Source organism: Burkholderia sp. WAC0059 (assembly GCF_002870125.1).
Lineage (GTDB): Bacteria > Pseudomonadota > Gammaproteobacteria > Burkholderiales > Burkholderiaceae > Paraburkholderia.
This window is the reverse complement of sequence record NZ_PNEO01000012.1, coordinates 107,229-123,328: the sequence shown is the minus strand read 5'-3', so window position 1 is coordinate 123,328 and position 16,100 is coordinate 107,229. Positions and strand designations below refer to the sequence as shown.

16 protein-coding genes, 1 tRNA gene and 2 pseudogenes are annotated in these 16,100 nt (G+C 63.9%); 13 read left to right on the top strand and 6 right to left on the bottom strand.

Translation table 11 applies throughout. The features are described 5' to 3' along the window. Positions 1 to 63: 63 nt before the first annotated feature. Both CY652_RS14090 and CY652_RS14085 read right to left on the bottom strand, forming a co-directional pair. Positions 64 to 561, bottom strand: a complete 498-nt coding sequence (locus CY652_RS14090) for an ester cyclase (protein WP_102131313.1) — start codon at positions 559 to 561, stop codon at positions 64 to 66. A gap of 84 nt (positions 562 to 645) precedes the next feature. Continuing rightward, positions 646 to 1,200 carry an NAD(P)H-dependent oxidoreductase gene (locus CY652_RS14085; protein WP_102131312.1) on the bottom strand — a complete coding sequence of 185 codons (555 nt, stop codon included), beginning with the start codon at positions 1,198 to 1,200 and terminating at the stop codon, positions 646 to 648. Between the two features lie 198 nt (positions 1,201 to 1,398). Here CY652_RS14085 and CY652_RS14080 point away from each other — a divergent pair, with 198 nt between their 5' ends. Next, positions 1,399 to 1,746 (top strand): winged helix-turn-helix transcriptional regulator, encoded by a 348-nt coding sequence (locus tag CY652_RS14080; RefSeq protein WP_102131399.1) that lies wholly within the window; start codon positions 1,399 to 1,401, stop codon positions 1,744 to 1,746. Positions 1,747 to 1,785: 39 nt separating this feature from the next. Here the strand turns inward: CY652_RS14080 and CY652_RS14075 are convergent, their stop codons facing one another. Next, the gene (locus tag CY652_RS14075; protein WP_180970598.1) at positions 1,786 to 2,514 is read right to left on the bottom strand and encodes a GntR family transcriptional regulator; all 729 of its coding nucleotides are present in this window, start codon (positions 2,512 to 2,514) and stop codon (positions 1,786 to 1,788) included. A gap of 257 nt (positions 2,515 to 2,771) precedes the next feature. Between CY652_RS14075 and CY652_RS14070 the strand changes: the two genes are divergently transcribed. The 3 genes from CY652_RS14070 to CY652_RS14060 are packed head-to-tail and all read left to right on the top strand — an operon-like array spanning position 2,772 to position 6,691. Next, a complete protein-coding gene (locus CY652_RS14070) occupies positions 2,772 to 4,115 on the top strand; it encodes a cation:dicarboxylate symporter family transporter (RefSeq protein WP_102131310.1) in 1,344 nt (447 codons plus the stop codon). A gap of 41 nt (positions 4,116 to 4,156) precedes the next feature. Next, positions 4,157 to 5,323, top strand: coding sequence for an enolase C-terminal domain-like protein (locus CY652_RS14065; RefSeq protein ID WP_102131309.1), 1,167 nt, complete (start codon positions 4,157 to 4,159; stop codon positions 5,321 to 5,323). A gap of 18 nt (positions 5,324 to 5,341) precedes the next feature. Beyond that, a complete protein-coding gene (locus CY652_RS14060) occupies positions 5,342 to 6,691 on the top strand; it encodes a class-II fumarase/aspartase family protein (protein WP_102131308.1) in 1,350 nt (449 codons plus the stop codon). Between the two features lie 91 nt (positions 6,692 to 6,782). Here the strand turns inward: CY652_RS14060 and CY652_RS14055 are convergent, their stop codons facing one another. After that, a complete protein-coding gene (locus CY652_RS14055) occupies positions 6,783 to 7,532 on the bottom strand; it encodes an SDR family NAD(P)-dependent oxidoreductase (protein ID WP_102131307.1) in 750 nt (249 codons plus the stop codon). 128 nt (positions 7,533 to 7,660) lie between these two features. Here CY652_RS14055 and CY652_RS14050 point away from each other — a divergent pair, with 128 nt between their 5' ends. After that, the gene (locus CY652_RS14050; protein ID WP_102131306.1) at positions 7,661 to 8,551 is read left to right on the top strand and encodes a LysR family transcriptional regulator; all 891 of its coding nucleotides are present in this window, start codon (positions 7,661 to 7,663) and stop codon (positions 8,549 to 8,551) included. A gap of 202 nt (positions 8,552 to 8,753) precedes the next feature. Here the strand turns inward: CY652_RS14050 and CY652_RS24490 are convergent. Beyond that, a tRNA-Asn gene (locus tag CY652_RS24490) sits at positions 8,754 to 8,857 on the bottom strand. 551 nt (positions 8,858 to 9,408) lie between these two features. Then, positions 9,409 to 10,803, bottom strand: a complete 1,395-nt coding sequence (locus CY652_RS14040) for an aminotransferase-like domain-containing protein (RefSeq protein WP_102131305.1) — start codon at positions 10,801 to 10,803, stop codon at positions 9,409 to 9,411. A 427-nt stretch (positions 10,804 to 11,230) separates the two neighbouring features. On the opposite strand from CY652_RS14040, the gene CY652_RS14035 reads away from it, so the two are divergent. The 8 genes and pseudogenes from CY652_RS14035 to CY652_RS14005 all read left to right on the top strand — a co-directional run bounded on the left by CY652_RS14035 (position 11,231) and on the right by CY652_RS14005 (position 15,883). Then, positions 11,231 to 11,914, top strand: a complete 684-nt coding sequence (locus tag CY652_RS14035) for a LysE family translocator (RefSeq protein ID WP_102131398.1) — start codon at positions 11,231 to 11,233, stop codon at positions 11,912 to 11,914. A gap of 52 nt (positions 11,915 to 11,966) precedes the next feature. Beyond that, positions 11,967 to 12,437, top strand: a pseudogene (locus CY652_RS24855) (carbamoyltransferase N-terminal domain-containing protein); the annotation flags it as partial. 7 nt (positions 12,438 to 12,444) lie between these two features. Next, on the top strand, positions 12,445 to 12,822 hold the full coding sequence (locus CY652_RS24485; protein WP_180970610.1) for a hypothetical protein: 378 nt from the start codon (positions 12,445 to 12,447) through the stop codon (positions 12,820 to 12,822). Positions 12,823 to 13,069: 247 nt separating this feature from the next. Further along, entirely contained in the window at positions 13,070 to 13,279 is a 210-nt protein-coding gene (locus CY652_RS14025) for a hypothetical protein (RefSeq protein WP_102131304.1), read from the top strand. A 41-nt stretch (positions 13,280 to 13,320) separates the two neighbouring features. Next, positions 13,321 to 13,935: a formyltransferase family protein gene (locus CY652_RS14020; RefSeq protein WP_102131303.1), complete on the top strand. Its 615-nt coding sequence runs from the start codon at positions 13,321 to 13,323 to the stop codon at positions 13,933 to 13,935. A gap of 50 nt (positions 13,936 to 13,985) precedes the next feature. Further along, positions 13,986 to 14,621, top strand: a complete 636-nt coding sequence (locus tag CY652_RS14015) for a LysE family translocator (RefSeq protein WP_102131302.1) — start codon at positions 13,986 to 13,988, stop codon at positions 14,619 to 14,621. 30 nt (positions 14,622 to 14,651) lie between these two features. Further along, positions 14,652 to 15,215, top strand: a pseudogene (locus CY652_RS25120) (hypothetical protein); the annotation flags it as partial. After that, a complete protein-coding gene (locus CY652_RS14005; RefSeq protein ID WP_102131397.1) occupies positions 15,197 to 15,883 on the top strand; it encodes a hypothetical protein in 687 nt (228 codons plus the stop codon). The pseudogene CY652_RS25120 and the gene CY652_RS14005, both read left to right, overlap by 19 nt. Positions 15,884 to 16,100 lie beyond the last annotated feature (217 nt).

The window sequence follows — 16,100 nt, the reverse complement described above, 5'->3', positions numbered from 1 at the left end:
GAAAATGATCAGGATTCCGTTTTATTGTCGTGCGCGTTCATCCCGCGCGCTCATCCTGAAACGTCATCCCTTGAGTTGCGCCATCAGGCCCGCGATGTCGCCCATGCCCCAATGCTCCACGATCCGTCCGTCGTCGACTCTGAAGATGTCGCACGACGAGAACCGCAGATGTCTGCCGGTGGGCGCGACGCCCATGTAGGGCGCGGTATGGGTGCCTTCGTAGATGAAGCTCGCCGCGCAGCCGTCGGTCGTGACGAGCGATTTCTCTACCGTCACCGTGAGGTCCGGCATGCCCGCGAGGCGCGCGCGAAACAGGCTCACGGTGGCCGTTTTGGCCGTCATGCCGGCCGGCGGTCGGCTCGCGGCGCTGAACTGATGGTTCACGTAATCGGGCGAGAACAGGGCCGCGAACGCGTCGAGGTCGTGCGCACTGAGGGTGGCGGCGAAACGCGTCGCGACGTCGGGGCCTTCCTGCGCGAAGACGCTCGCCGCGGGCAGCGGCAGGGCAGCCGCGAGCGCCGACGCCTTCAGGCCCGTCGCGATCCAGTGCCTTCTATCCATGTGTGTTTTCCGTATCGGGTCGGCGGGAAAGCCGGCGCGTCGGGACGCGCCGGCTTTCGCGGGACCAGGGCCTGGGAACGGAAGTCAGCCGTGCAGGCGCTTCGCGACGTCCGCCACGCGCGCAGCGTAGAGCCGCACCGTTTCGAGGTCGCCTGCCGAAATTTCCTCGGTGCTGGCGTCGGCGGGCGACTGGACGAGCGCGCCGACCGAGCCGCCCAGGTTGTTGACGTCGCCGCGCGTGGCCGCCTTCGTGTTCGACGGCGCGAGGCCCAGGCTGACCCAGATGCCGCCGTGCTGCGAGGCGAGCGTCTGCAGGAAGATCAGCGTGACCTGCTTGTCGCCGTTGAAGCTCGCGCTGTTCGTGAAGCCGCCGAACACCTTGTCCTGCCATTCGCGCGTGAACCACTTCTTCGACGTCGCGTCCGCGAACTTCTTGAACTGCCACGGCACCGAGCCCATGTAGGTCGGCGCCCCGAAGATGATCGCCTGGGCGCCCGTCAGCGTGTCCCATGCCGCCTCCGGCACGTTGCCTTCGCCGTCGATCTCGACGAGTTCCGCCCCCGCGCCTTGCGCGGCCTGCTCGGCGGCCCGCTTCGTATGTCCATACCCCGAAAAATACACAACGACAGTCTTTGCCATGAAAACCTCCTGTGAGTCGATGGCGCGGATACGCGAATCGAGGATGGATAGTATATTTTCGAAACCAGCACTACAAGGAGTCACCTCGGGGTTATCTGGTTACCCGGGTGATACCGCCAAAGGAGAGAAACCGTGGATATCGCGACGCAGCCCGCCGCCGACCCGTCGGCGCAGACGGCCGACTGCTACAACGTCTACATGAAGGGCTGTCCGGCGCGGCTCGTGTTCGACCGGCTGGCCGACAAGTGGTCCCTGCTGATCGTGAAGATCCTGCGGGCGCAGCCGCGCCGTTTCAACCAGCTCCGGCGCGAGATCGAGGGCATCTCGCAAAAGGCGCTGAGCCAGACGCTCCAGAAGCTCGAGCGCGACGGCCTGGTCGACCGCCATGCCTTTCCGACCGTCCCCGTCACGGTCGAGTATTCGCTGACGGAACTTGGCCGCACGCTGGCGGAGATCATCGACCCGCTGGCGTCGTGGGCCGAAGTCCACATCGAGGACGTGCTGCGCGCGCAGTGCCGGTACGACGCGCGGCGCGTGAGTGCATGAACGCATGAGGCCGCACGGGGTGCGGGCGGCGCGTGGCCGTCAGCGTTTCTGGCGCCGCAACTGGAAGGCGTAGGTGAACCGCTCGGCCGGAAATACGCTGACCGTGGCCTCGAACATCGTGCCCGTGTCGTCGAGGTAGTGGCGCGTGATTTCGAGCGCGTGGCTTTCGGCCTGCGCGGCGAGCGGCCCGGCCAGCCTCGCCGGCACGCCGATCGCGCGAATCTCCTGGCGGACCTCCTGGGCGTGCCGGCCGAAGCGCGCCTCCACCATCTCGCAGATGAGGCCGGAGCTCTTGCGCAGTTCGCGCCGGATGCCCGCGCCGACCGTGGGGTCGAGATAGACGTCGGTCCAGCAGATCGGCGCGTCGGGCTTGGCCGGATCGACGCGCAAGAGTTCGACGCGCAGCCAGCGCGAGCCGGCCGCGACGCCGAGCTGGGCGGCTAGCGACGGGTTCGCGGCGATCTCGCTCACCGCCTGCACATGCCGCTCGGTGACGACGGCGAACTGCATCAGGTCTTCCACGTTCGACATCGACTGCTCGAACGCGACGCGCGGCTTCGCCGCCTCGACGCGGATGCCCGCGCGCTTGCGCCGCGAGATGAGCCCGAGCGCCTGGACCTTCTCGAGCGCCGAACGCACGGTCGCACGGCTCACGCCGTACTGCCCGGACAGTTCGAGTTCGCTCGGCAGCGTGCCGCCCACTTCGAACGTCCCGTCGCCGATGGCCTGTATCAACTGCTCCGCCAGTTCGGCGTATCGCGGTTTCATGTCTGCGTTTCCCCTGCCTGGTTCTTGCCGGCGCCGTGCCCCGGCGTTCCCGGAGCCGGGCGCCGCCATCCTAGCGGTTAGGCACGGCCGTTGCCAAGCCGCGTGAACCGCGTCCGTCGTCCGCCGACGGGTTAACCCGAGGTTGACGGCCCGTCACCTTGATCAATATAGTCCGTACATATTAAAAATGTACGGACATATTTGAAGCAAGGTCCGCGCGCTTTCCGGACCGTTGACCGTCACGCGAGGAGACACCGATGGCTGTTCATACCCAATCCGTCGACGAGGCGAACGCCCCGCCGCAGCCGCACGCGAGTCGGCGCCCGCCGTTCTATGCGCGGCTCGGCGTGCAGATCGTGGCCGGCATCGTGGCGGGCGTCGCGCTCGGCTTCATCGCGCCGAAGCTCGCGCTCGAGATGAAGGTGCTCGGCGACATCTTTCTGCGGCTCATCAGGATGGTCGTCGCGCCGCTGGTGTTCCTGAACGTCGTGCTCGGCATCGCGGCCGCGGGCGACCTGAAGAACGTGGGACGCATCGGCCTGCGCGCGCTGATCTATTTCGAAGTGCTCTCGACCGTCGCGCTGGCGCTGAGTCTCGTCGTCGCGAATCTCTCGGGCGTCGGCGCGGGCATGCACCTGCGCTCCGACGCGGCCGCGGCGGCCGCTGCGCACGCGCAGTACGGCAAGGTCGCGCCGATGTCGGTCGGGCATTTCCTGCTGACGCTCTTTCCCGACAACTTCGTCGGCGCGTTCGCCAACGGCTCGATGCTGCAGGTGCTCGTCATCGCGATCGGCTTCGGCGCAGCCGTGCTGATGCTCAGGGGCGAGCAGCGCGCGAGCGTCGAGCGCGCGCTCACGCGCGCCTCGGAATGCTTCTTCAAGTTCGTCGACGTGATCATGAAGTTCGCGCCGTTCGGCGCGTTCGGCTCCATCGCCTTCGCGATCGGCAGCAGCGGCATGAACGCGGTGATCTCGCTCGGCTATCTGCTCGTCGTGATGTATCTGTCGCTCGCGTTTTTCCTCGTCGTCGTGCTCGGCATCGTGCTGCGTCTGTCCGGGTTCAGCGTCTTTCGCTTTCTGCGCTATTTCCGCGACGAAATTTTCCTGCTGTTCGCCACGGCCTCCTCGGAAAGCGCGCTGCCGCGCCTGTTCGAGAAGCTGGAGCGGCTCGGCTGCTCGCGCCAGGCGACGGGCCTCGTGCTGCCGACGGGCTATGCGTTCAATCTGGACGGCACGGCCGTCTACATGTCGCTGTGCGTGATGTTCCTCGCCAACGCCTACGGCGTGCCGCTGAGCCTGCATCAGCAGCTCGGCCTGCTGGTGCTGATGCTCGTCACCTCGAAGGGGGCCGCGACCGTTTCGGGCGGCACCTTCATCGTGTTCGCGGCGACGGTGACGGCCTCCGGCATGCTGCCCGTCGAAGGCCTGCCGATCCTGTTCGGCATCAATCGCTTCACGTCGCAGGCGGTGTCGATCTGCAACTCGATCGGCAATAGCGTGGCGACGCTCGTCATCGCGAAGTCGACCGGGGAATTCAACGAAGAGGCCGCGCGCGACGAATACCGGCGCGTGTTCGGCACCGCGCCCGGCAAGGTCATCTAGCCGGCCCGGCACGGCGCGGCATCAATCAGGGAAGACACATCATGAAAATCAAGGCTGCCAGGGAAATTTCCGTTCCGCTCGAAGGCCAGATCGCGAATTCGCTCGTGAGCTTCGCCGAGCACGACGTCTCGCTCGTCGCGATCCAGACCGACGTCGTGCGCGACGGCCGGCCCGTGACGGGCTACGCGTTCGATTCGATCGGCCGGTTCGCGCAGCGCGGCATTCTCGTCGATCGCATGATTCCTCGGCTCGTCGCGGCGCCTGCCGACGCGCTGCTCGACGCGTCGGGCAAGCTGTTCGACGCGCAGAAAGTCTTGAGCGTCGTGCTGCGCAACGAGAAGCCGGGCGGTCACGGCGATCGCGCCGCCGCCGCCGGCGCGCTCGAACTCGCGATCTGGGATCTGAACGCGAAGCTGCTCGACGAGCCTGCTCACGTGACGATCGCGCGGCACTTCGGCCGGCGCGGCCGCGCCGAGGGCGTGGCCGTCTACGCGGCGGGCGGCTACTACTATCCGGAGGACAGCACGCAGCGTCTCGTCGACGAGTTCCGCGGCTATCGCGAGCTCGGCTTCGACGCGTTCAAGATGAAGATCGGCGGCGCCGCGCTCGACGCCGACCTCGCCCGCATCGAGGCCGCGCTGACGGTGGCGGGGGCGGGGCAGCGTCTCGCCGTCGACGCGAACGGCCGCTTCGATTTGCGCACCGCGCTGGCCTACGCGGAGGCGATCGAGCCGTTCGATCTGCGGTGGTACGAGGAGATCGGCGATCCGCTCGATTTCGACCTGAACCGCCAGGTGGCCGAGGCGTATCGCGGACGCATCGCGACGGGCGAGAACCTGTTCTCCGTGCAGGACGTGAAAAACCTTGCGCAGTTCGGCGGCATGCGGCCCGGTCTCGACGTCTTCCAGATGGACGCGGGCCTCGCCTACGGGCTCACCGAATACGCGCGCATGCTCGATGTGCTCGAGTCCTGCGGGTTCAGCCGGGCGCAGGCGTTTCCGCACGGCGGCCATCTGATCAACCTGCACATCGCCGTCGGGCTCGAGCTGGGCGGCTGCGAGGCCTACCCGGGCGTGTTCCAGCCGTTCGGCGGCTATCCGCCCGGTTGCGGCGTCGGCGGCGGGCTCGTACGCCCGACCGACGCGCCCGGCTTCGGGCTCGAGGAGAAAGCGGGCCTGCGCCCCTGGCTCGAGCGCATCGCCCACTGATCGAGATTGAGGATAACCATGGCTGTCACCGTTTTCGACTCGGCACTTTTTCGCGACATGTTCGGCACCGCGGAAATGCGCGAGATTTTCTCCGACAACGCGTTCATCGAGCGCTGCATCGACGCCGAAACCGCGCTGGCCCGCGCCCAGGCGAAGGCCGGGCTGATCCCGGCCGAGGCGGCGCGGGACATCACCGGGCGCGCCTCGTTCGGCGGTCTCGATCTCGAGACGCTGCGCAAGGAAACCGAGATCGTCGGCTATCCGATCCTGCCGCTCGTCAGGCAGGTCAGCGAGATGTGCGGCGACGCGGGGCGCTATCTGCACTGGGGCGCGACGACCCAGGACATCATGGATACGGCGACGATGCTGCAATGCGCGCGCGGCGTGGCCGTGATCGAGCGTCAGCTCGACGAAGTGCGCGAGACGCTGCGCGCGCTCGCCGACCGTCACGCGGACACGGTCACCGCCGGCCGCACGCATTTGCAGCATGCGCTGCCGGTCACGTTCGGCTTTCGCGCCGCCGTCTGGCTGTCGTCGCTGAACCGGCACGCCGAGCGGCTGCGGCAGGCGAAGGCGCGCGCGCTGCTTGCGCAGTTCGGCGGCGCGGCGGGCACGCTGGCCTCGCTCGGCGATCCGGCGCGCGCGCTGAAGACACGCGCGCTGTTCGCCTCGGAATTGGGCCTCGCCGATCCGGAGATCACGTGGCACGTCGCGCGCGACGGGTTGTGCGAGCTCGTCGGTTTGCTCGCGGCCATCGGCGGCTCGCTCGGCAAGATCGCGCTCGACGTGATGATGATGGCCGCGTCGGAATTCGGCGAGGTCGCCGAGCCGTTCGTGCCGGGGCGCGGCGCGAGTTCGACGATGCCGCAAAAGCGCAACCCGATCTCGAGCGAACTGATTTTCGCGGCCGCGAAGATGCTGCGCGAGCGCTCGGCCCTGATGCTCGACGGCATGATGCACGACTTCGAGCGCGCCACGGGGCCGTGGCATCTCGAATGGAGCGCCGTGCCCGAGAGCTTCCTGCTCGCGTCGAGCGCGCTGTTCCAGGCCGGCTTCATGCTGGGCGGGCTGCACGTCGACGCGGCGCGGATGCGGCGCAATCTCGACCTGACGGGCGGGCTGATCGTCGCGGAAGCGGTGATGATGGGCCTTGCGCCCGCGCTCGGGCGGCAGCATGCGCACGACGTCGTGTACGACGCGTGCCGCGTGGCGATCGAAAACGGGCAGAGCCTGTACGACGTGCTCTCGAAGAACGAGGCGATCACGCAGCGGCTCAACGACGCGCAACTGCGCTCGCTCACGGATCCGGCGAACTATCTCGGCGCGGCAGCGGTCATGGCACGGTCGGTGGCGGCGCGGGGGCGTTGAGGCGGTGCCCGGCGCGGGTTCGCCGGTCGGCGCGTGCCGGGGCGGGCGGGGCCATCGCGCCGTGAAGAATCCGGCACGGCGCTTTCCGGGTTCAGACCTGGCCGACGCCGCCGTCGTCCATCAGATCCGCGCCCGTCATGTAGGAACTCTGGTCCGACGCGAGGAAAAGCGCCGCGTTGGCAATCTCCTCGGGCCGGGCGAGTCGACCGATCGGGATCATGCTCAGGTACATGTTCACCAGCGCCTTACGCTCCTCAGGGGTCGTCACCTGGGAATCGAGAATCGGGGTGTCGGTGACGCCGGGGCTGAGCGTGTTGACGCGAATGTCGCGATCACTGAATTCCGCCGCCCAGGTGCGGGCGTAGGAGCGCAGCGCCGCCTTGGTCGCCGCGTAGGTGGTATGGCCAGGAACGCCCATGACGTGCATGGCCGACGAGACCAGCACGATCGACCCGCCCCGGGTCATCAGCGGCAGCAGCTTCTGCACCAGAAAGACGGGGCCGCGAGCGTTGAGGTTGAACGTCCTGTCGAAATGATCGGGCGTGAGGGTCTCGATCGAGGCCTGCTCCACCAGGGCCGCGTTCGACACGATGATGTCCACGCTCCCTTTTTCGTCCCTGACTGCCATGGCGATACGGTCGAGGTCGCCGAGGTCCGCGGCGTCGGCCTGGAGGGCGGTGACATTGCGTCCGATCAGTTCGACGGCTTCGTCGAGCGGTGCCTGGCGGCGGCCGAAGATGAAGACGTGGGCGCCCTCGGCGACGAAGCGCCGGGCGGTCGCGAGGCCGATGCCGGTCGTGCCGCCGCTAATGACGGCAATCTTTCCTGCGAGCGTGGACATTGAAACCTTCCGTCTGGTCGTGAATGGAAGGGAAAGGATAATTGCCGCCCCGGAAAATGATAATCGGCGTATCTTTCATAGGATTTATTCTCGTAGGGAATGGGTCGTTGACGCCATGGGGGAGTGTGATGGATCGGTTTCACGAATTGAACGCGTTCGTCGCCGTCGTCGAAGCGGGCGGTTTTTCCGCCGCGGCGCGTAGAACCGGCGATTCGCAGTCCGTCATCAGCAAGGCCGTCGGCGCGCTGGAGAGGCGCCTCGGCGTGGTGCTGTTCAACCGCAGCACGCGCAGCGTGACCCTGACCGATCAGGGCCAGCGATACTACGACCGGGTGAAGCCGCTAATCGACGAGATGGACGAAGCCGACGGCGAGCTGACCAGCAGCACGCTGAATGTCCAGGGGCTGATCAGGATCGCTGCCGCTTCGACTTTCGGCCGCCTTCACGTTCTGCCGCTGATCCCCGATCTGTTGTCGCAGAATCCCGGCCTTCAGGTGGATCTGGTTCTTTCGGATTCCGTACGGGACATGGTGGAAGACCGGATCGATCTGGCGATTCGGGTGGGTCCCGTCGACGAACCCGACGCGGTCGTCAGGCGCGTGGCGGGCACGCCCCTCGTCTGCGTCGGCTCCCGCCGCTACTTCGGGCAGCACGGGATACCGAAGACCCCCGTCGAACTGGTCGACCATAATTGCCTTCTATATGGTGGCCTGACGGAGTCGGAAAATTGGCCCTTCGTCGGGCCGGACGGCCGATTCAGCGTGACCGTTCGCGGAAATCTGTCGTCCAACAGCGTCGAGACGATCCGGGCCGGTGTTTTGGCCGGAGTCGGAATTGGCTTGTTCGCGAGGGTTTCTTTGGCCGACGAGCTCCAGCATCCGGACGTAATCACGATTCTCGACGAATTCATCGGCGAGGTCAGGGACGTCAGCCTCATCTGGCCGAAACGGCGTTTCGTCCCGGCGCGCGTGCGCCGCGCGACGGACTTTTTCGCCGCGGCCCTCCCGTTGCGGATTTAGCGAAAGGATGCTGAATTGATACTCGTTACCCACAACGTACGGGAATTTGTCCGGGTTCCTGGATTGCAGGTTGAGGATTGGCGCACGCCCCGGGGCATGAGGATCGGCAAGATACCGGTGCCGTCAAACTTGCGCCTGCGATACGTGAACGCGCGGTCCGCGGACGTAAAAAAAGCCCGTCGAAGACGGGCTTTTCAACTCTTGGCTCCCCGACCTGGGCTCGAACCAGGGACCTACGGATTAACAGTCCCTTTCGTTGGGTAACTACAAATAACTATGCGTTACAAAACAACGAGTTACCGGAGGTCGGATCACTACAAAACGCCGTTATCTAACAACGCCGTTGAACTTTCGTTGAACCTTTGCGAGCCGTCGTTCAATCTTTGCGAGTCTTCGCTGAGACCGTTAAGCTCAGCGAAGGCGCGACTATACGCTTCAACGGAGGTGGCGTCAAATATTTTTGGGAGTGGGATGCTTTGGGGGGCAGAGCAAATTCAGTCCCATTTGTGTCCAAAAGTTCAACGCCGTTGAACTTTTGGGCCGCCGTCTCGCGCGCTTGGCGTCCTTCTGGTGCCGTGGATGGGACGGGGAAAAGTGAGAGTACCTTGGGGGTTCTTGATCTGCGGCGTTGCGACAGGGTCGATGGTCATCGGCGTTCCCTGGAACGCCTCTGCCGCCGACGGTTCTTCTGCCTTGGGTGCGTTACCTCAGATATGCGATGCCGGGGTAGTCGATTGAGGGGGCAACCTTCTGCAGGAAGGTCAGGAACTGGCGGATTTGTGAATCCTTTCTGAATCTTTCCGGCCAGACCATGTAGTAGCCGTCGCCGGTATGCACGGCAGTTTTGAAGGGGAGGGTCACCCGAGCCGACCTGCCGCGTCGAAGAACGCGGCAGCAGCGAGTTCCCCGGCTGCCGCAACGTTTAATCGGACCCATGACGTTGCTTCACCGTTTGGCCGATAGTCGCGTCCAGGGGCGAGATCGATCCCGAACCTGTGTGCGGTTTCGACGAGTCGCGACGCATCCTCCACGCCCGGCACACGCGCCCAGACGAACATGCCGCCGCTTGGTTTTTCATATACATCCCAGCCGGCCTGTCTCAATCGCGCGATCGCGTCTGCTGACGCCTGTGCGAGCCGCCGGCGCAGCCTTTCCAGATGCTTGCGGTGCGTGCCGCGCTCGAGCATCGCGGCCACCACGCTCTCTACGATCCGCGCACCGCCCATGCTGGTCAGCGTTTTCACATTGACGAGGTGTTTGATGACCTCGTCCTGTGCGGCGAGATAACCGAGCCGCAGCGATGACGACAGCGTCTTCGAGAATCCTCCTACGTAGATGACGCGGTTGAGCTGGTCCAGCGTCGCCAGTCGCTGCGATGGCACCAGCTCGAAATCTGCATATACGTCGTCCTCGACGATCGAGAAATCGTGCTGCTGGGCAAGCTGCAGCAGCCGGAATGCGACCTGTGGCGCGACGTTGGTCGCGGTCGGATTGTGAAATACGGTGTTGATGAAGAACAGCTTCGGGTGATGCTCGCGCAATAGCGCTTCAGCGATTTCGAGGTCCGGTCCGCTTGCGATTCGCGGTACGCCTATGAGCTGTACGCCGTGCAGCTTCAGCAGGCCAAACAGGTTGAAATATCCTGGATCCTCAACGAACACCGTGTCGCCAGGCTTTAGCATCAGCCGCACGATCAGGTCGAGCGCTTGACTCGCGCTGTGTGTGACGAGGATCTGTTGTGGCGATGCTTCGATGCCAAGCGGCGCGAGATGGCGGCAAAGTTGCTGCCGCAGCAGCAGATCGCCTTGCGGCTGCGCGTAGTCGACGAGGCCTGCTGTGTCGCCGCGCGCGATGTGGCGCACCGCCTGTGCGATTCCCTCGACATCGCGCCACGCGGCCGGCACGAAACCGCTCGACAGCCTCAAGCGGTCGTCTGTCTGCAGAAACTGCCCAAGGATGTGGCTCGACTCTTCTTCCGTGATGCGCGGATCCGTGCTGCCGCAGGGAGGGCCCCCACCGCCGGTCACGTAGAAACCGGACCCGTGACGAGGCTGGATCAGCCCTCGCGCGGCCAGCATGTCGTACGCCTCGATCACCGGGAATCGGCTGATCTGCTGGTCGGCCGCCATCTTGCGGATCGACGGTAGTTTGACGCCGCTGCGCAGATGCCGCGTGCGGATCAATTGTTCGATCTGGCTGGCCAGTTGCTCCGTGAGCGGGATGCCGGCCGTTGTGTCGAGCGCGAGCTTCATGGTCTGAACCGTCCAAAGTGTTCAGTAAGAAGAGCAAACAGTTTCTGAGTGATTGTTCAGCACTGTTCATTCCATCACGCGCATTCTAGTCGAATAATTAGTTCCAGTAGGTTCCGCGCGGCGGGTGATGCAGAGCGGACAGGTACGCGCTTGCTGGAAGACGGGGTATGTGCCGCGCTGAACCGGAACTGGATTGGGCGTACATCTATCGTCTGCCAGTTTAATTATTTAAGTAATTAAATGATCGATTGATGTGACTGGTTGCGGGTGAATTGCTTGTTGTGCCTCTGGAAAACATGAAGTATCCGAACTTGAAAGAGAGAGTGCGCCATGTACGCAGTCTGAGCGGCGGGTTTCACTGCGTGTCGGTCGACATTCGCAGACGCGGCAGCTTGGAGGATTACCGATGAACGGGAGCAGCGTGGCAATGGACTATCTGTCGGTCGTCCTATTCGCGATATCGACCTGTGTCACGCCTGGACCGAATAACGTGATGCTGATGTCGTCCGGTGTGAATTTCGGTATCACGCGCACGATGCGCCACGTGATCGGCATCAACATCGGATTTCCCCTGATGTTGATTGCGGTCGGGCTCGGTGCGGGCAGTGTGTTTCGTCGCTACCCGTCGCTGCACGATGTACTGCAGGTTATCGGTGCCGTGTACATGTTGTATCTCGCATATCGGATTGCGACTTCGCCACCGCCAGATTTCGACGCGAAGACTGGCGCGCCGCTCGGTGTGATGTCTGCCGCGCTATTCCAGTGGGTCAATCCGAAGGCGTGGATGATGGCTATCGGTGCGGTGCTCACGTACGCGTCGGTAACCCGCACCTACGTGGCCGATGTGTCCACGATTGCATTGTTGTTCTGCGTCTTTGGCTCGCCGTGCTCGATGGTCTGGGTACTGTTCGGTACGCTGCTGCGCCGCTACATGACGAAGCCTCGGACACTGCGTGTGTTCAACGTTGTCATGAGCACGACTCTCGCCATTTCCTTGGTGCCGGCGCTGCAAGGATTCGTCTCGAAAGAGCGCGGCGACCCGGCCGCGCATTCGCCGGACCAATCATCCACCGCGTGCCCTGGTGGGGCGGCGCACGATGACTTGTCGTAGTGCCGCCTTGCTTCGTGCATTTCCAAGCCAACCCATCGATGGTTCTTCCAATATGGCCAACTACATTCTCAGTATCTCAGCGTTCTATCACGATAGCGCGGCCGCGCTGGTTTGCGACGGTGTACCGATCGCTGCCGCGCAGGAAGAACGCTTCACGCGAGTACGGCACGACCCGGCATTCCCGGGAAACGCGATCCGTTATTGCCTCGACGAAGCGGGGATCCGGCTCGATGACCTCACAGCAATTGTCTATTACGAGGATCCGAAGGAAAAATTCTCGCGCGTCGTTTCATCGTTCGCGAGCGCGGGTGCGAGTGGAGCGCGCGTGTTTGCACGCACGATTCCCGAGTGGGTGCGATGGAAGCGCCGCGTACTTGAGCATGTGGACCAGGAGATCACGTAGCTCGGGCTTGGCAAAGCACCGAAGGTGGTCGCATCGCAGCATCAGCGCTCGCATGCCGCCGCCGCATTCTTCCCATCGCCGTTCGAACGAGCGGCTGTGCTGTGCATCGACGGGATCGGCGCACGGCGTGACGACCGCCGCATGCTTCACGGCCGATGCACTCGGCGACATGCGACGAGCGGCGCACGTCGGCTCGCGCATCGTACTGTTTGCGACGCTTGCTGAGCGCTGGGTCGGTCCAGGTAGTGGGCCGACTCTGCGTAGCACCGGCAGGTGCCTGCTCGAATACGAGCACGTTGCGCAGGCGGCCCTTGTACTGGGTCCACATGTGTCGGTTGTACCCGCGATCGGTTCGCAATTTGCGGCGTTGCCCCGGCTCGTGGTCGCACTGCATGAACTCGTGTGCCGACGCGGAGGCCGGCTTGCCTTGTGTCTCGACAGCAACGGCGAACATGCGATGCAGTTCCACGATGCATACGGCTGCTCGGGCGTCGCGCTGCTATGAAGCATCGACGCGCTTGATCCTTACGTGCTCGCGTTTCCAGTTGCGCCGCTTTCGAGTCACGAGCGCCGTGTGCTGCGCGGGAGCGGTGCCCATATCGTCGGTGTGTCGCCCGAGCAGGGTCACAAATTCGCCGCGCTCGCGTGGACGGCGGCTGGCGCGATGCTCGACAGGTGGCTCGACACGAGTTGTCGCGACTACCACGCGATCCGTGACGCGGCGGCTGATCTTGTCAATGCATTGACCTGGGGTGGTGCGCGCGCTTGGCTTCGACGATGCAGGTTGCATCGCGACCGGCCAGCGCGCGGATTTGCTGCTGTACGACTGCCCGGATGCTGTACGCGAACGTCCCGCCGCGTTTGGCGCGACTGAGTTTCTCGTCCTGATTGCGTGCAAACGCCCCTCTGGCGTGCTGACGGAAGGCCAATGGATGACCGGCGCGATTCGCTTTGCCTGCTAGAGAGTTCTAACGTTGTCCCACCGTGTGAAGGAGGTTGTCAAATGAAGAATGTCGAGCCATGCCAGGACAAGGTCCTGTTGTCGGTGTGCAAGATGGACTGGTGTGACATAGGGGTCGAATTTGCGAAGACCGTGTTCTCGAACCTCGAGGTGTTCAAGTGGGACGACCACGATACGAGCGAGAACGATGATCCGGCACGGCTGCGTGACTGGGAGGGGGACTGGATCATTTCCTACCGCGGCGACTACATCTTCCCGAAGGAGATCTATTCGCGCGCACGCAAGGGGGCGATCAATTTCCACCCGGCACCGCCAAAATACCGCGGGCTTGGCAGCCAGTTCTATGCGATCTATTACGGCGACGAAACTTACGGTTCGACGTGTCATCACCTCGCGCCGTCGGTCGACAGCGGGCAGATCATCAACGTCGCGCGTTTCAATGTCGCCCCTGCAGAAACCGCGTCATCACTGCGGCTGCACGTCGGTGCCTATTGCCTGCAGCAGTATATCGAGCTCGTCACCGACTATATCGTCCGCGGACGCCCGTTGCCGCAATCGACCGAGCACTGGGGCGAGCGACTCTACAAGCAGGCCGAGTTGAAGCCATGGATGGAAAAGGTCCGACGCGAAGAACCGGACCATCGCTGTTTCAAGTAGTCCGGCGCGGCGCGTGGTGCCCACGCGCCATTTGATACAGGATCAACCGTATGAATTTTTCACACCTCTCGAATTTCGGCGTCGCATTCGCTGTCTATCTGATTGGCACGGCGACGCCGGGTCCCGGCAATCTGTCGATTGCGAATGCGTCGCTCCACTATGGGCGTGCTCCCGGCCTCGCGATGGCAGCTGGCGTGATCTCTGGTTCGCTGTGCTGGGGCGTGACGGCGGCAGCAGGGGTATCGGCGATGTTGCTCTCGTCCCGGTCGCTGCTTCTCTGGCTCAAGATTCTCGGCGCGTGCTATCTGCTGTGGCTCGCCTACAAGGCGGTGCGTGGTGCCTACTCGTCGCGCGATCCGCTCAAGGCCGGCGCCCAGGCCCGGCGCGGCAGCCTTGCGCTGTTCTACCTGCAGGGGCTCGGCATTCACCTGACAAATCCGAAAGCGATCCTCACATGGTTGACTGTCACGACACTCGGTCTGTCGGCAAACTCGCCGGCGTGGACGAGCTTTATGCTCGTGGCCGGCTGCGCGGTGCTCGGTTTCTTCGTGTTCGTCACATACGCGCTCGCGTTTTCGTCGCACTCGGCAGGGCCATTCTTTCAGCGCACGCGTAAGCCGTTCGGTCTGTTCTGTGGGGTGTTCTACTGCGTACTCGCGGCGGGCTTCATCAGCTCGCTCGCCTAGTGTCCCCGAAGCGTCAACGCGGAGCCACACATGAGGTCTCTCCAGGATTGCGATCCGACGATCGCATTCCAGTTATGGCTCGAGCAGGCGCGTCAGGATAACTGCCTGCATCTGACGATCGCGCTGAATTACTTGAGTCAGGCCGCGTTCGATGCGCGCTTCACTGCTGCGATCGGCAGCCTCGGGTGGCGTGCTACGCCTGTCGATGGTCACAAACTCAACCATCCACGTTCGGTCGTTGACACTGTTCGGCATGTCGCGAGCCAACGAGCATGCCGGCTGTTCAACGCTGAATACGCGTGCGTGACGCCTGTGTCGGGGTTGGAGGCACGTGCAATCGTGCAGTACGCGACATTGCGCTACGGCGATGCAATCTTCGACCTGTCCGCGTCGTGTGGCCGGTCAACGCTGCGCGTCATGCGGGTGAACGCAATCGGTCAACTCGATTGTGTCACGGGCTGCTGGATCGACGATGGCCGCGGTCAGATTGACCGGGACGCACTTGCGTGCCGTATGCGCACGTATACGCCTGCTATGTTGCGGGTGACGGCGACCCCTGACTGGACGCCCGTTGAGTGGGATGGGCTTGCGGCCGTCGCGAACAATGCCGGCGCGTATTTCGCCGTCGACCTCACGCATTTCGCGGCGCGGGTCCGGTTGCGGCGGGCTTGCGTGCGTCGCCAGTGTCAAGCGCACATTTCGTGTCGCTGGCGACCAACGGCACGCTGCGCGGCCCGCACGGCGGTATCGTACTGGCGAGGGCTGGCTTTGCTTCCGTCATCGATCGTGCGGCGGGTGGCGCGAACCGTGATCTTGTTGGACTGGCGACGAAGGCGGTTGTGCTCAATGAGGCGCTTGCAGATTCGTTCCGCGCATATCAGTGGCTGATGCTTGACAACGCGGGTGCGATGGCCGATGTATTGCGCGAGCGCGGCTTTGAGGCTGTGTCAGGCGATTCGGGGCAACTTGTTGTCAGCGATGGGCCGCCGGTTCATGTGTCGCGCTCGCTTGAGCAGCTCGCGTCTGCACATATGTTTGCCGATTTGTGTCGCACGTACTGTCCGGACGCGGACCGGAGCGTTGCCACTGGCATCGGCGTTGCCGCGGCGGCGCTGACTGCACGTGGACTGACGACCGAGGAATCCGCGTATGTCGCGCACGTGATCGCCGACGTACTCCACGCGCCACTGCAGGACGACATCGTCAGGCGCGCGCGCGACGAAGGGCAGGAGCTGTGCCGGCAGTTTCCGGTCGCGCGATGAGTCGCAGATTCGGGCGATGATTGCCAGGTATCCGGCACCTGCCTCATTGCTCACGCGATTCGGCTGATCCAACTGTCTGACGATGGCGGCGCGCCCGGCATCTGGTGTCTGGCGCTGCTGGTTTGGTTCCAGATTTGTCGCGTGGCTGTTGCCGAGCATGTTGATTTTGGCTTTCTGTACTACATGGTACATATCTTTGCGTGGGACATACCTTTTC